Origin of the sequence: Microbacterium sp. HSID17254 (assembly GCF_003989315.1) — a bacterium.
Classification (GTDB): Bacteria; Actinomycetota; Actinomycetes; order Actinomycetales; family Microbacteriaceae; genus Microbacterium.
Window position 1 is genome coordinate 12,760 of sequence record NZ_RBLT01000015.1, and the last position, 13,139, is coordinate 25,898.

Here is a 13,139-nt window from a genome sequence, read left to right on the forward strand (position 1 = left end):
TCGTGACCACACGTACAGCGCAGCAGTCCACCAGCACCGCGCAGCAGTCCACCCGTCAGACGCCGAGTCAGGCCGCGGCCGCAGAACCCGCTCAGGATCTGCGCACCTACGTCCTCGACACCTCGGTCCTGCTGAGCGATCCGCAGGCGCTCTTCCGGTTCGCGGAGCATTCCGTGGTGCTCCCGGTCGTCGTCATCACCGAGCTCGAGGGCAAGCGGCACGACCCGGAGATCGGGTACTTCGCCCGCCAGGCGCTGCGGCACCTCGACGATCTCCGCGTCGAGCACGGCCGCCTCGACTTCCCGGTGGAGGTCGGCGAGGGGGGCACGCTCCGCGTCGAGCTGGGCAACGCCGACCTCTCGGTCCTCCCGGCCGGCATCCGCCTCAGCGACAACGACAGCCGCATCCTCTCCGTCGCGATGCACCTCGCGCAGGACGGCCAGGACGTGACCATCGTCTCGAAGGACCTGCCGATGCGGGTGAAGGCCGCGTCCCTCGGGCTGCGTGCCGAGGAGTACCTCGCGGAGCAGGCCGTGGACTCGGGCTGGACCGGCATCGCCGCCCTCGATCTCTCCGGCGACGACATCAGCGACCTCTACGAGAGCGAGGTCGGGCTCAGCGAGGACGTGCACGGGCTTCCCGTCAACACGGGCCTCATCATCCACTCCGAGCGCGGGTCCGCCCTGGGTCGGGTCACCGGTGACGGCGAGTTCCGGCTCGTCCGCGGTGACCGGGACATCTTCGGCATGCACGGGCGCTCCGCCGAGCAGCGCATCGCGATCGACCTGCTCCTCGACCCCGAGGTGGGCATCGTGTCCCTGGGCGGGCGCGCGGGTACCGGCAAGTCGGCGCTCGCACTGTGCGCGGGGCTGGAGGCCGTGCTGGAGCGCCAGCAGCAGAAGAAGATCATCGTCTTCCGCCCGCTGTTCGCCGTGGGCGGCCAGGAGCTCGGGTACCTGCCGGGCGACCAGGGCGAGAAGATGAACCCCTGGGGTCAGGCGGTGTACGACACCCTCGGCTCCGTGGTCTCGGGGAACGTCATCGACGAGGTGGTCGAGCGCGGGCTCCTGGAGGTGATGCCCCTCACCCACATCCGGGGACGGTCCCTGCACGACGCGTTCGTGATCGTGGACGAGGCGCAGTCCCTGGAGCGGAACGTGCTGCTCACGGTGCTCAGCCGCATGGGCCAGAACTCGCGCGTGATCCTCACCCACGACGTCGGGCAGCGCGACAACCTCCGCGTCGGCCGGCACGACGGTATCGCGAGCGTCATCGAGACCCTCAAGGGACACGGTCTCTTCGGCCACGTCACCCTGACCCGCTCGGAGCGCTCCGCCATCGCCGCTCTCGTCACCGACCTCCTGGAGGGCGGCGAACTCAGCTGACCCGTCACCTGCACGGGACGGGGCCGGAGACGACGGATGCCGCGAGGACCGAGGTCCTCGCGGCATCCGTGTCGGGTGTGGATCAGCCCGGGTGGGTCATCGACAGGAGGTCGAGCTTCTCGTCCAGCTGCTCCAGCGTGAGCTCACCGCGCTCGACGTAGCCGAGGTCGATCACGGCGTCGCGCACCGTGATGCCCTTGGCGACGGAGTGCTTGGCGATCTTCGCGGCGGCCTCGTAGCCGATCAGCTTGTTCAGCGGCGTCACGATCGACGGGCTCATGCCCGCGAAGGCGGCGGCGCGGTCGAGGTTCGCCTGCAGGCCGTCGATGGTCTTGTCGGCGAGCACCCGGGAGGCGTTCGACAGCAGACGGATCGACTCGAGCAGCGCGGTGCCCATGACCGGGATGGCGACGTTCAGCTCGAACGAACCGGAGGCGCCGGCCCAGGCGACCGTGGCGTCGTTGCCGATGACGCGCGCGCACACCATGAGCACGGCCTCGGGAACGACGGGGTTCACCTTGCCCGGCATGATCGAGGATCCCGGCTGCAGGTCGGGGATGTGCAGCTCGCCGAGACCGGTGTTCGGGCCGGAACCCATCCAGCGCAGGTCGTTGTTGATCTTCGTGAGCGACACGGCGATGGTGCGGAGCGCGCCGGAGGCCTCGACGAGACCGTCGCGGTTCGCCTGCGCCTCGAAGTGGTCCTTCGCCTCGGTGATGGGCAGCTCGGTCTCGGCCGCGAGCAGCTCGATGACCTTCTGCGGGAAGCCGAGCGGCGTGTTGATGCCGGTGCCGACGGCCGTGCCGCCCAGAGGCACCTCGGCCACGCGGGGGAGCGCCGACTGCACGCGCTCGATGCCCAGGCGGATCTGGCGGGCGTAGCCGCCGAACTCCTGGCCGAGCGTGACGGGCGTCGCGTCCATGAGGTGCGTGCGGCCGGACTTGACCGCGTCCTTCCAGAGCTCCGCCTTGGCCTCGAGCGCGACGGCGAGGTGGTCGAGCGCCGGGATCAGGGTGTCGATGAGCGCCTGCGTGACCGCGATGTGCACCGAGGTGGGGAACACGTCGTTCGACGACTGCGAGGCGTTCACGTGGTCGTTGGGGTGCACGGTCGAGCCGAGGATGCGGCTCGCGAGCGTCGCCAGGACCTCGTTCATGTTCATGTTCGACGAGGTGCCGGAGCCGGTCTGGTAGGTGTCGACCGGGAACTCGCCGTCGTGGCTGCCCGCGGCGACCTGGTCGGCGGCCTGGGCGATCGCGTCGGCGATGGCGCCGTCGAGCGTGCCGAGCTCCTTGTTCGCCAGCGCGGCGGCCTTCTTGATGCGCGCGAGTGCGGCGATCTGCGTCGACTCCAGGCCCTTGCCGGAGATCGGGAAGTTCTCCACGGCGCGCTGCGTCTGCGCCCCGTAGAGCGCGTTCACGGGCACTCGCACCTCACCCATGGTGTCGTGTTCGATGCGGTACTCGGTGTCGGTCATTCCGAACCCTCCTTGGTTGCGGGGTCGATCCCCTCGGCTTCGATGCCGACCGTGATGACGGGCGCTGCCTCACCCTCGGCCAGACGATAGTTGGCGCCGACGATGCCGAGACGGCCTTCGGCGACGGCGTTGCTGATGATCTCGGACGACTGCAGCAGGTCGTTGACGGTGTTGCGCAGGTGCTCGCGTCCGACGAGCTCCGCATCGATGTCGGCCACCGTGCCGCCGCCGCTCTCCGCGAGGACCTTGCGCGCGGCAGGGACGATCGGCGCGATGAGCTTCCAGATGTGCGGGGGGAGCGGGTCGGCATCGATGGCGGTCCCGTCGATGGCGGCGCGCACCGCACCGCAGGAGTCGTGTGCGAGGACCACGATGAGCGGCACCTCGAGGACGGCGACCGCGTACTCCAGGCTCGCCACGATCGACTCGCCGATCACCTGCCCGGCGTTGCGCACGACGAAGAGGTCGCCGAGGCCGAGGTCGAAGATGATCTCGGCGGCCAGGCGGGAGTCCGAGCAGCCGAACAGCGTCGCGACGGGGTGCTGGGCCGCGGTGAGGTCCTTGCGGCGGTCGACGTTCTGGTTCGGGTGCTGGGGCTCGTCGCGGACGAAGCGACGGTTGCCGTCCTGCATCTGCTTCCAGGCGGCGGCGGGGGTCAGCGGGTGGGTCATCGGGCCTCCGAGACGGTGCGGATCTGGGGGATGAGCGACTCCGCGAGCTCGGCGGTGGAGTCGGCCGAGCGGGAGCCGTAGAGAAGCACGTAGTCGTCGCCGGCCTGGGTGCCGAGGGCATAGGTGACGTTCGCCTCCGCGCCGGCGGACCCGGGCCGATAGACGTCCCACTCCCGGCCGCCGATGCGGATGGTGTCGGTCGGGGCGACGCCGTTCAGGCGCTGCGGGGCCCACGAGGCGTCGGCGTCGAAGGCCTGGGCGAGCTTGATGAACCCGCGCTCGTCCTGGGCCGCGGGGGCGAGGGTGACCTCCCAGACGACGGGGGCTCCGCTCTGGAGCTCAGCGGCGTTCACCCGCCAGAAGTCGTCCGTCTCGGGGACGATCGCCGGGCTGCCCATGGACGACTCGACGTCCGCGGCGATGGCGGCGACGTCGATCGGCTTCGCCGCGACCGGCTCGCCCCGGGGGACGAGCGCGATGATGACGACGACGACCGCGAGGGTCACCACGAGCGCGGCGACGAGGTTGCGGACGGTCTGGCTCGACCGGTAGGCCTTGCTCGACGCGGCCTTGCGTGCGGCGGTCTCGTCGGGCGTCTCCGGTCGACCGAGGTCGGCGTTGATCGCGGGACCCTTGCTCATGACGCGTCGCTCTCGTCGGTGGTGGCGGTGCGCGCGGCTTCGAGGCGACGCTTCGCGCCGAGCAGCCACTCCTCGCAGCGGGCGGCCAGGGCCTCGCCGCGCTCCCAGAGCGCGAGTGAGTGCTCGAGGGTGGGCGCCCCCTGTTCGAGCTCGGCGACGACCCGGACGAGCTCGTCACGGGCCGCCTCGAACGACAGCGTGTCCACAGGGGTGTCGTTCACGGCGCTCACTCCTCCATCCTACGTCGTGCCCCGGACGCCGCCCGCTCAGGCGCCTTCCGCGATCTCGCCCTCCGAGCGCACCGCGAGCGACCCTCGGTCCACCGTGAGGGTGAGCGCGCTGCCCGCAGGCGCATCGGCCGCATCGCGGAGGATGACGCCGCCCTCCAGATGCGCGATCGCGTAACCGCGGGCCAGAGTGGCGGCGGGGGAGAGGGCGCGCAGCGAGGCGCGCAGTTCACCGGTCCGCCGGCCGGCGTCGTCGAGCTGCCGGGTGACCGCGTCGCGACCGCGAGCGAGAAGCAGGAAGGTCTCCTGCGCACGGCTGTCGATGATCGGATCGGGCGAGCGCAGCACCGGCCGGGACCGCAGCTGCTCGAGCTGGGCGATGTCGTGCGTGAGGCGCTGCGTGAGGCGGGTGGTGGCCCGGGACCGCAGCTGCGCGATGAGTGCGCGTTGCTCCCCGACGTCGGGGACGACGCGCTTGGCGGCATCGGTCGGCGTCGAGGCGCGGAGATCGGCGACGTCGTCGAGGAGGGGGTGGTCGTTCTCATGGCCGATGGCGCTGACCACCGGTGTGGAGGCGGCGGCCACGGCTCGGACGAGGCGTTCGTCGCTGAAGCCGAGGAGGGTCTGCGGGTCGCCGCCGCCGCGAGCGATGATGATGACGTCGACCTCGGGGTCGGCGTCCAGACGGGCGAGAGCCGCCAGCGTGTCCGGCACGCAGCGATCGCCCTGCACCGCGGCGTACGCGGTCTTGAACCGCACCTGCGGCCAGCGCAGCTCGGCGTTGCGGTGCACGTCCTTCTCGGCGTCGGAGCGCTCGCCGGTGATGAGTCCGATGACATGGGGGAGGAACGGCAGGCGCTTCTTGCGTGCGGGATCGAAGAGGCCCTCCTGGCGGAGCTGCACCCGCAGCCGCTCCAGGCGCTCGAGCTGGTCGCCGAGCCCGACGTGCTTCATGGCCGAGACCGCGAAGCTGAAGTCCCCGGAGCGGACGAAGTAGTCGGCCTTCACGGCGGCGACCACGTGATCGCCCACGCCCAGGTCGGCGGGGATGCGGCCGCGCACGCTCGACCAGACGCGGATGGAGATCTGCGCGTCGGACCGGGTGTCCTTGAGGCGGGCGAAGACGTTTCCGGCGCGCACGTTCCAGGACGTGATCTCGCCCTCGACCCACACCGTGTTCCATCGCGCCACGAAGTCGCGGATGGTGGCGTTCAGTCGGGCGACCGACGTCGGTGCCTGGGCCGTGGAGTCGCGCGGGGCGACGGCATCCGCCGGCGGGGTCTCGCCCGGTCCCGTCGTCGCTTCGAAGACTGTCATCTGCTCCCGTTCCTGCCTGCGCGCTCACCGGCCCCGCCCAGCCGCACGACGGTAGAATCGAGGGGTGACTTCGACTGCCGTTCATCTTCCCGCTCCTCGCATCCCACGAGTGCGCGCCGCGGCCGGGCGGCTTCAGGATAACCCGGTGCCCGGACACAAGCGCGTCCTGCTCGCCGCCCCCCGCGGCTACTGTGCAGGCGTGGACCGCGCCGTGGTCGCTGTGGAGAAGGCGCTCGAGCGCTACGGCGCCCCCGTCTACGTCCGCAAGCAGATCGTGCACAACATCCACGTCGTGACGGAGCTCGAGGCCAAGGGGGCCATCTTCGTCGAGGAGGTCGACGAGGTGCCCGAGGGCGCGCACGTCGTCTTCAGCGCGCACGGCGTCTCCCCGGCTGTCGTCAACGCCGCATCCGACCGTGGCCTGCACGCGATCGACGCCACCTGCCCGCTCGTCACCAAGGTCCACCGCGAGGCCGTGCGCTTCGCGCGGGACGACTTCGAGATCCTGCTCATCGGCCACGACGGGCACGAGGAGGTCGAGGGAACGGCCGGAGAGGCACCGGATCACGTCACCGTCGTGAACTCCCCGGAGGAGGCCGACACCGTGCAGGTGAAGGACCCCTCGAAGGTGGTGTGGCTGTCGCAGACGACGCTCTCCGTGGACGAGACCATGGAGACGGTGAACCGGCTCCGCACCCGGTTCCCCGAGCTGCACAACCCGCCGTCCGACGACATCTGCTACGCCACCCAGAACCGGCAGGTCGCCATCAAGAAGGTCGCCCAGGGTGCTGATCTGGTGATCGTCGTGGGGTCCGCCAACTCCTCCAACAGCGTGCGACTCGTCGAGGTCGCGCTGGAGTACGGAGCCAAGGCCGCCTATCGCGTGGACTACGCCGAGGAGATCCGTCAGGAGTGGCTCGACGGCGTGGAGACGGTCGGCGTCACCAGCGGCGCGTCGGTCCCCGAGGTGCTCGTGCGCGAGGTGCTCGACGCGATCGGCGATGCCGGGTATCGCGACGTGGAAGAGGTCAAGACGGCGGAGGAGGACCTCATGTTCTCCCTGCCGAAGGAGCTCCGTCAGGACGCCACGGGCCAGCGCGACGCGCGCGCCCTCGGCGGCCGCGCCTCCGCAGGAGGGGGTGCGTAGCGGTGAACGCCGCGGAGGCGGAGCCGACCCTCATCGGGTCCGTGCAACGCGCTCTCCGCCTGGTCGACATCGTCGCGAACTCCCCGCGCCCCCTGCCGGCGAAGATGCTCTCGTCGATCACGGGCTTGACGCCGGGTACCACCTACAACCTCGTGCGCACGCTCGTGCACGAGGGGTACCTGAGTGCGGAGCCCGACGGCCTCGTGCTGGGGGACCGGTTCCCGTCCTTCCAGCAGCAGATCGGCTCCCGAGGCGTGTTCCTCGCCCGCGTGCGCGCCGCCTTGCGCGCAGTGACCGAGGACGTCGGCGCCACGGCCTACCTGTCGCGGTACGCGGATGGGGAGATCCACCTCGTCGACATCGTGGACGCCGTGCGGAACCCTCGGATCGAGCTGTGGGTCGGGCTGCACGCCAGCGCGCACGCGACCGCCCTCGGGAAGCAGATCCTCGCCGCCCTCTCGGAAGAGGACCGGCTGGACTACCTTGCCCGTCATCGGCTCGAGGAGCTCACGCCGCGGACGATCAGCGACCGGACAGCGCTCCTCACCCAGCTCGAGCAGACCCCGGGGTGGGCGATCGATCGCGAGGAGTACGCGATCGGCGCGACCTGCGTCGCGGTCCCGGTCATCGCCCCGGGCGTGACGGCATCGCTGGCCGTCTCCCTCCCGGCCGACCAGGCCGTGGTCAACCGGCGGCTCGTCTCGAACCTGCAGCGCGCCGCCCGTCGGCTGTCGCTCCAGCTCGGGGCCGATGCGCTCGACACCGACGGGCCGGACGCCGAGTTCACCATCTGAATTCGTGACCCTGGTGCCCGCCACGTCGCTTATCTATGATCGAAGGCGTAGTGGCTGACAACGCCCTACTGATCGCCCATGGCGTCCCCAGCGCCGGCGACCGAACGGGATGAGGAGCGTCCCCAGCGCTCTCCGTCCGCGGCCCCGAGAAGTCCCCACTTCTCCGGGGCCGCTATCGGTTGGGTCCCTTTTCCTGAACGACCGACGGAGCACCGGCCGATACCATGGCGGGATGACCGACCAGCGCCCCCGCTACGGGGAACTCGCCACGCCCGAGGAGCAGCGGAGGGCCGCGGGGCTGCCGCCCGTGGCAGAGGTGGTCGCCCCGTCGGCTCCTGTCTCGGACCCCTCGCCCGCGGCTCCTGCTCCGGCGCGCCCCTCCTCGGTGGACCGCTTCGCGACGATCGCGCTTCTCGCCTATGGCCTCGTGAACGTCGTCGTCACCGGCCTGTCCTACCTCGACATCGTCCCGGTGATGAATCAGACCATGGGGATGCTGGGCATCGAGGGGGAGTTCACCAACTACGCCGCGGGCCGCACGTGGGGCACGATCGCGGCCGTGGTGCTGGCGGTCGGCTGGTGCGTCACGGCGGCCCTGTCGATCCGTCGCCTGCGTCGTGGCCGCCTCACCTGGTGGCTCCCGCTCGTCGGAGCCGTCATCACGCTGGGCATCGCCTCGTTCTGCCTCGTCGTGCCGATGATGGGCGACCCGGCCTTCATCGCCTACCTCGACCAGGCCACCGGGGTGCGTTGACCCCGAGCACGCAGACGAAAGGGGCCCGGCATGATGCCGGGCCCCTTTCGTCTGCCTGGTGGTGTCAGCTCTTCGACTGGCCGTACGATCCCAGCTGGCGGGTGGACTCGACCACGCGGGCGGCCATGGCCGACTCGGCGATCTTGCCCCAGGCGCGCGGGTCGTACTGCTTCTTGTTGCCGACCTCGCCGTCGACCTTCAGCACGCCGTCGTAGTTCTTGAACATGTAGTCGGCGATCGCGCGGGTGTACGCGTACTGCGTGTCCGTGTCGATGTTCATCTTGATGACGCCGTTGGCGACCGCGAGGGCGATCTCCTCATCGGTCGAGCCGGAGCCGCCGTGGAAGACGAGGTCGAGCGGCTTCTCGCCGGTGTTGTACTTCGCGGCGACCTCGGCCTGGATCTCGCCGAGCAGCTCCGGGCGCAGCTTCACGCCACCCGGCTTGTACACGCCGTGGACGTTGCCGAAGGTGAGCGCGGCGATGTAGCGGCCCTGCTCGCCGAGGCCCAGCGCCTGCACGGCCTGGTCCACGTCGGCGAACGTCGTGTAGAGCGCCTCGTTCGAACCCTCGTGCTGCACGCCGTCCTCCTCGCCGCCGACGACGCCGATCTCGACCTCGAGGATGGCGTTGATGGCCTTCATGCGGGGGAGCAGCTCCTTGGCGATCTCGATGTTCTCCGCGAGCGGCACGGCCGAGCCGTCCCACATGTGGGACTGGAAGATCGGGTTGCGGCCGGCCTTGACCTCTTCCTCCGAGGCGGCGATGAGCGGCTCGACGAAGCCCGCGAGAGCGTCCTTCGGGCAGTGGTCCGTGTGCAGGGCGACGGTGACCGGGTAGTTCTTGGCGACCTCGGTGGCGTAGCGGGCGAAGGCGAGGGCGCCGGTCGCCCGGGCCTTGACCGTGTGACCGGCGAAGTAGTCGGCGCCACCGGTGGTGACCTGGATGATGCCGTCGGAGCCGGCCTCGGTCAGGCCCTGGAGGACGGCGTTGATCGTCTGCGAGCTGGAGACGTTGAACGCGGGGTACGCGAAGCCGCCTGCCTTCGCGCGGTCGAGCATGTCGGCGTACTGATCCGGGGTGGCGACGGGCATGAGAACTCCTGCGGTAGGTGAAGCCGGGACAGCTGCCACTCTATCGGGGCGGGTGTCCGGCTCCGGCAGGAGGAGTCGCGCGTCGGTGGGCGCCGTCCTTCGGTGGTGTTAAGAACCGCGATTTCTTCCTCGCGCACCGGCGGAAAACGAGCCGATCGATCCCCTGCTCGCGGATAGGCTGGGGCTCATGGTGAGTCTGACTGCCGACCTGAGCCCGCTGCGTCCCGACCGTAACCTCGCGATGGAGTTGGTGCGCGCGACCGAGGCGGCGGCGATCCGTGCCGTTCCGTTCATCGGTCGCGGTGCGAAGGAGGCTGCCGACGGCGCCGCCGTCGACGCCATGCGGGCGTTCCTCGGGACGGTCGACTTCCAGGGCCGCGTGGTGATCGGCGAGGGCGAGAAGGACAACGCCCCGATGCTGTTCAACGGCGAGGTCGTCGGCACGGGGCGCGGCCCGCTGTGCGACATCGCGGTCGACCCGATCGACGGTACGTCGCTGACCGCAGCCGGCCGGCAGAACGCGCTCTCGGTGATCGCCGTGTCCGACCGCGACACGATGCTCGACGCCTCCAGCGTCTTCTACATGGACAAGCTCGTGACCGGGCCCGCCGGTGTCGGCGTCGTCGACATCCGCCTGCCCATCGGCGAGAACATCCGCAAGCTCGCCGGTGCGCTGGACAAGCCGGTCGACGAGATCGTCGTCTCGGTGCTCAACCGCCCGCGGCACGAGCAGCTCATCCAGGAGATCCGCGACGCCGGTGCCGGTACGCGTCTCATGAGCGACGGCGACGTCGCCGGTGGCATCAACGCCGCCCGCCACGACGCCCGTACCGACATGTGCGTCGGCATCGGCGGCAGCCCCGAGGGCATCGTCACCGCGTGTGCGATCAAGGCCCTCGGCGGCCACATCCAGGGACGGCTCTGGCCGCGCGATGACGACGAGCGCCAGCGCGGTATCGACGCGGGGCTCGACATGGACAAGGTCTACGAGGCGGACGACCTCGTGCAGGGGAACAACACGATCTTCGTCGCGACCGGCGTCACAGACGGCCAGCTCGTGGCCGGGGTCCGGCGGGAGCGCGGTTACGTGTACACCGAGAGCGTGGTGCTGCGCGGAGCCTCCGGAACGCTGCGCCGCATCGCGTCGGAGCACCTCGTCTCGAAGTGGCTGTGACGGCTCTCCCGCCGGCATGATCGCGGGGGGGACTCTCGCCATCGTTACCGACCCGGTATCGCCTCCTGCACGGGTCGGGCCCGGTTCGGCGAGCCGCCGTGTCACAATTGTCACTGGGTTTGTCGCCGTCGACGGAGCCGCCAGGCACCGCAGGCACAGGAGGGCGAACGCATGACAACGCAGCACACGACCGGCTCGAAGAGCGCCGCGCCGACGAAGATCATCACCACGAATACCGGACGCATCCTCCGGGTGAGTGCCGATGCCGAAGCGGCCGCCGTGGCCCCGCCAGCACCCGTCGCTCAGCCGGCCGTCGATCCGGCTCGCCGCGCCGACGTGCTGTTCCGCGTCCGTCGCGCCGAGGGGCACGAGGTCAGCGCCTGGTGGATGATCGGTGCCTTCCTCGCGACGAGCGGCCTCGTCATCCTGCTGCTCAGCGGCGTGCCCGGCGTCGCCTGACGCTCCCGCGGTCGGAGGATCCGGTCGCTCCCGTCGTCACTGCTCCCGGTCGTGGAGCGCGGCGGCGTGGTCGAGACGAGCGCGCACCTCGCCGACGTCGGCCTGCATCGCATCGGCGGCCTCTTCGGCCTCGGTCGGGGTCAGGAGCTCCGGAGCGGTGAAGCGCCGCCCGTCCGCGGTGATCGGCGACGCCGGTGCCAGGGCCTCCGCATCGACGCCGGGGAACTGCCGGGCGGTCACGAGCACCCGGGACTCCAGGGATCCTGCGAAGCGGTTGTAGCTGTCGACCGTGCGCTCGATCGCCCGGCGCAGGTCGTCGGCGTGACCCGCGAGCGTGCCGAGGCGCTCGTAGAGCTGCGTGCCGAGCGCCAGCAGCGTCCGGGCCTCGGTGGACACCTCCTGCTGGGTCCACGTGTAGGCGACGGTCTTGAGGACCGCCCAGAGGTTGACCGGAGAGGCGAGGGCCACGCGACGGCTGAATGCGTAGTCGAGCAGCGTCGGGTCCTCGTCGATGGCGGCCGCCAGCAGCGACTCGCTCGGAAGGAAGCAGATGACGAACTCGGGGCTCGCGTCGAGGCCCGACCAGTAGGCCTTCTTGGCGAGGGCGTCGACGTGGGCGCGGACGGCGCGGACGTGCTTTTGCATGTGGGCGCGTCGCTGGGATTCGTGGGCGTCGCCGAGGGGGAGGGCGGAGGCCTCGAGGTAGGCGTCGAGGGGCACCTTCGCGTCGACGGCGATGGACGTGCCGCCCGGAAGGCGGACGACCATGTCCGGGCGTCCCTGGCCGCGGTCGGAGGTGATCGTCGCCTGGAGGTCGAAGTCGACGTGTCTGGTCAGCCCCGCCGCCTCGACGACGCGCCGTAGCTGGGTCTCGCCCCAGACGCCGCGCGTGGACGTGGAGCGCAGCGCACCCGCGAGCGACTCGGTCGTCGCGCGGAGCGCTTCATCGGACTCCTGGGCACGCCGGAGCTGCTCGGCGAGTGTGCCGAACTGCGCCTGACGCTCGCTCTCGATCGCGGCGACTTTGGACTGCATCTGCTGGAGACTCTCGCGGACCGGTGCCAGAGCCTGCAGGACGGCGTTCTGCTGCTGGACACGCTGAGCCTCCGCCCGCTGCTCGGTGCGGGCGTGCTCGACCGCGTCCCGATAGAGGTCGTACTGGCGGTCGCGGTCGTCTCGCGCGGCCGCGAGCTCCGCCTGCGTGCGTGCGATGTCGGCGGCGCTGCGACCGGCTCGCAGTAACCACCCGAGAGCGACGCCCGCGGCGAGGGCCACGAGCAGGAGAACGATCGACAGGGCATCCATGGCTCCATGATGCCGGGGGCGTCCGACATCGCCGGGAGGACGCGAGGTGCGTCAGGCGACGGCGCGCTCCAGTGCCGGCACGGCGGGCTCGGTCACGCGGAGGCCGAGGACATCGGCGAGCGCGAAGACATCCGCGGCTCCGGCCCGCGCGGCCGCGTCCACGATGATCTGGGCGCAGGCGAGGGCATCCGCCAGCGCGTCGTGATGCGAGAACTCCGCGTACCCGGCCGCCGCGGCGGCGAGCGGCAGACGGTACGAGTCGAGCTGGTAGGTCTTCCGCGCCACCTGGAGGCTGCACAGCGACCGGTACGGCGGACAGATCTGACCCGTGACCTCGGTCGCCCGTCGCAGGACGTTCAGGTCGAAGCCGGCGTTGTGGGCCACGAGCACGTCGGCACCCGCGAAGCCGCACAGACGGTCGAACTGATCGACCCACGTCGCCGCCGACAGCACGTGCTCGGGGCGGATGCCGTGGATGCGGACGTTCCACTCCTGGAACTCGTCATGGCCGGGCGGGGGCTGGATCAGCCAGTTCGCGGTGGCGACGACCTCCCCGTCCCGCACCCGCACGAGTCCCACGGAACACGCGGAGGCCGGGCTGGAGTTCGCGGTCTCGAAGTCGATCGCAGTGAAGTCCAGTGGCACGTCCTCACTCTCTCCCGGGCCTCCGACGTCGCTGTGCAGGCTCGCCGTAT

General features: G+C 70.7%; 14 protein-coding genes. 6 read left to right on the forward strand and 8 right to left on the reverse strand.

Annotated elements, in window-relative coordinates; genetic code table 11:
* Nucleotides 1-2: 2 nt before the first annotated feature.
* Nucleotides 3-1,385 (forward strand): PhoH family protein, encoded by a 1,383-nt coding sequence (locus tag D8M34_RS10690; RefSeq protein ID WP_025103944.1) that lies wholly within the window; start codon nucleotides 3-5, stop codon nucleotides 1,383-1,385.
* 82 nt (nucleotides 1,386-1,467) lie between these two features.
* Here D8M34_RS10690 and D8M34_RS10695 read toward each other — a convergent pair whose 3' ends face one another.
* Genes D8M34_RS10695 through xseA form a run of 5 tightly spaced genes read right to left on the reverse strand, consistent with a single transcriptional unit; the run spans nucleotide 1,468 to nucleotide 5,718 of the window.
* Nucleotides 1,468-2,862, reverse strand: a complete 1,395-nt coding sequence (locus D8M34_RS10695) for a class II fumarate hydratase (protein WP_062633568.1) — start codon at nucleotides 2,860-2,862, stop codon at nucleotides 1,468-1,470.
* Entirely contained in the window at nucleotides 2,859-3,533 is a 675-nt protein-coding gene (locus D8M34_RS10700; RefSeq protein WP_025103947.1) for a carbonic anhydrase, read from the reverse strand. The genes D8M34_RS10695 and D8M34_RS10700 overlap by 4 nt, the downstream gene beginning before the upstream one ends.
* Entirely contained in the window at nucleotides 3,530-4,174 is a 645-nt protein-coding gene (locus tag D8M34_RS10705) for a DUF4245 family protein (RefSeq protein WP_025103948.1), read from the reverse strand. Before D8M34_RS10705 ends, D8M34_RS10700 begins: the two co-directional genes overlap by 4 nt.
* Nucleotides 4,171-4,404, reverse strand: coding sequence for an exodeoxyribonuclease VII small subunit (locus tag D8M34_RS10710; protein ID WP_060922691.1), 234 nt, complete (start codon nucleotides 4,402-4,404; stop codon nucleotides 4,171-4,173). The genes D8M34_RS10705 and D8M34_RS10710 overlap by 4 nt, the downstream gene beginning before the upstream one ends.
* Nucleotides 4,405-4,440: 36 nt before the next feature.
* A complete protein-coding gene (gene xseA, locus D8M34_RS10715; RefSeq protein ID WP_062766407.1) occupies nucleotides 4,441-5,718 on the reverse strand; it encodes an exodeoxyribonuclease VII large subunit in 1,278 nt (425 codons plus the stop codon).
* A gap of 100 nt (nucleotides 5,719-5,818) precedes the next feature.
* On the opposite strand from xseA, the gene D8M34_RS10720 reads away from it, so the two are divergent.
* The 3 genes from D8M34_RS10720 to D8M34_RS10730 all read left to right on the forward strand — a co-directional run bounded on the left by D8M34_RS10720 (nucleotide 5,819) and on the right by D8M34_RS10730 (nucleotide 8,413).
* Nucleotides 5,819-6,865: a 4-hydroxy-3-methylbut-2-enyl diphosphate reductase gene (locus D8M34_RS10720; RefSeq protein ID WP_164498174.1), complete on the forward strand. Its 1,047-nt coding sequence runs from the start codon at nucleotides 5,819-5,821 to the stop codon at nucleotides 6,863-6,865.
* A 2-nt stretch (nucleotides 6,866-6,867) separates the two neighbouring features.
* Nucleotides 6,868-7,659 (forward strand): IclR family transcriptional regulator, encoded by a 792-nt coding sequence (locus tag D8M34_RS10725; RefSeq protein ID WP_126893977.1) that lies wholly within the window; start codon nucleotides 6,868-6,870, stop codon nucleotides 7,657-7,659.
* A gap of 232 nt (nucleotides 7,660-7,891) precedes the next feature.
* Nucleotides 7,892-8,413 (forward strand): DUF6264 family protein, encoded by a 522-nt coding sequence (locus D8M34_RS10730; RefSeq protein ID WP_126893978.1) that lies wholly within the window; start codon nucleotides 7,892-7,894, stop codon nucleotides 8,411-8,413.
* Nucleotides 8,414-8,477: 64 nt separating this feature from the next.
* Here D8M34_RS10730 and fbaA read toward each other — a convergent pair whose 3' ends face one another.
* A complete protein-coding gene (gene fbaA / locus D8M34_RS10735; protein ID WP_025103954.1) occupies nucleotides 8,478-9,506 on the reverse strand; it encodes a class II fructose-bisphosphate aldolase in 1,029 nt (342 codons plus the stop codon).
* A 187-nt stretch (nucleotides 9,507-9,693) separates the two neighbouring features.
* Here fbaA and glpX point away from each other — a divergent pair, with 187 nt between their 5' ends.
* Both glpX and D8M34_RS10745 read left to right on the forward strand, forming a co-directional pair.
* Nucleotides 9,694-10,680, forward strand: a complete 987-nt coding sequence (gene glpX, locus D8M34_RS10740) for a class II fructose-bisphosphatase (protein ID WP_025103955.1) — start codon at nucleotides 9,694-9,696, stop codon at nucleotides 10,678-10,680.
* A 171-nt stretch (nucleotides 10,681-10,851) separates the two neighbouring features.
* The gene (locus D8M34_RS10745) at nucleotides 10,852-11,139 is read left to right on the forward strand and encodes a hypothetical protein (RefSeq protein ID WP_025103956.1); all 288 of its coding nucleotides are present in this window, start codon (nucleotides 10,852-10,854) and stop codon (nucleotides 11,137-11,139) included.
* 36 nt (nucleotides 11,140-11,175) lie between these two features.
* On the opposite strand, the gene rmuC is transcribed toward D8M34_RS10745, so the two are convergent.
* The gene (rmuC, locus tag D8M34_RS10750) at nucleotides 11,176-12,444 is read right to left on the reverse strand and encodes a DNA recombination protein RmuC (protein ID WP_126893979.1); all 1,269 of its coding nucleotides are present in this window, start codon (nucleotides 12,442-12,444) and stop codon (nucleotides 11,176-11,178) included.
* Nucleotides 12,445-12,495: 51 nt separating this feature from the next.
* On the reverse strand, nucleotides 12,496-13,089 hold the full coding sequence (locus D8M34_RS10755; protein ID WP_025103958.1) for an exonuclease domain-containing protein: 594 nt from the start codon (nucleotides 13,087-13,089) through the stop codon (nucleotides 12,496-12,498).
* Nucleotides 13,090-13,139 lie beyond the last annotated feature (50 nt).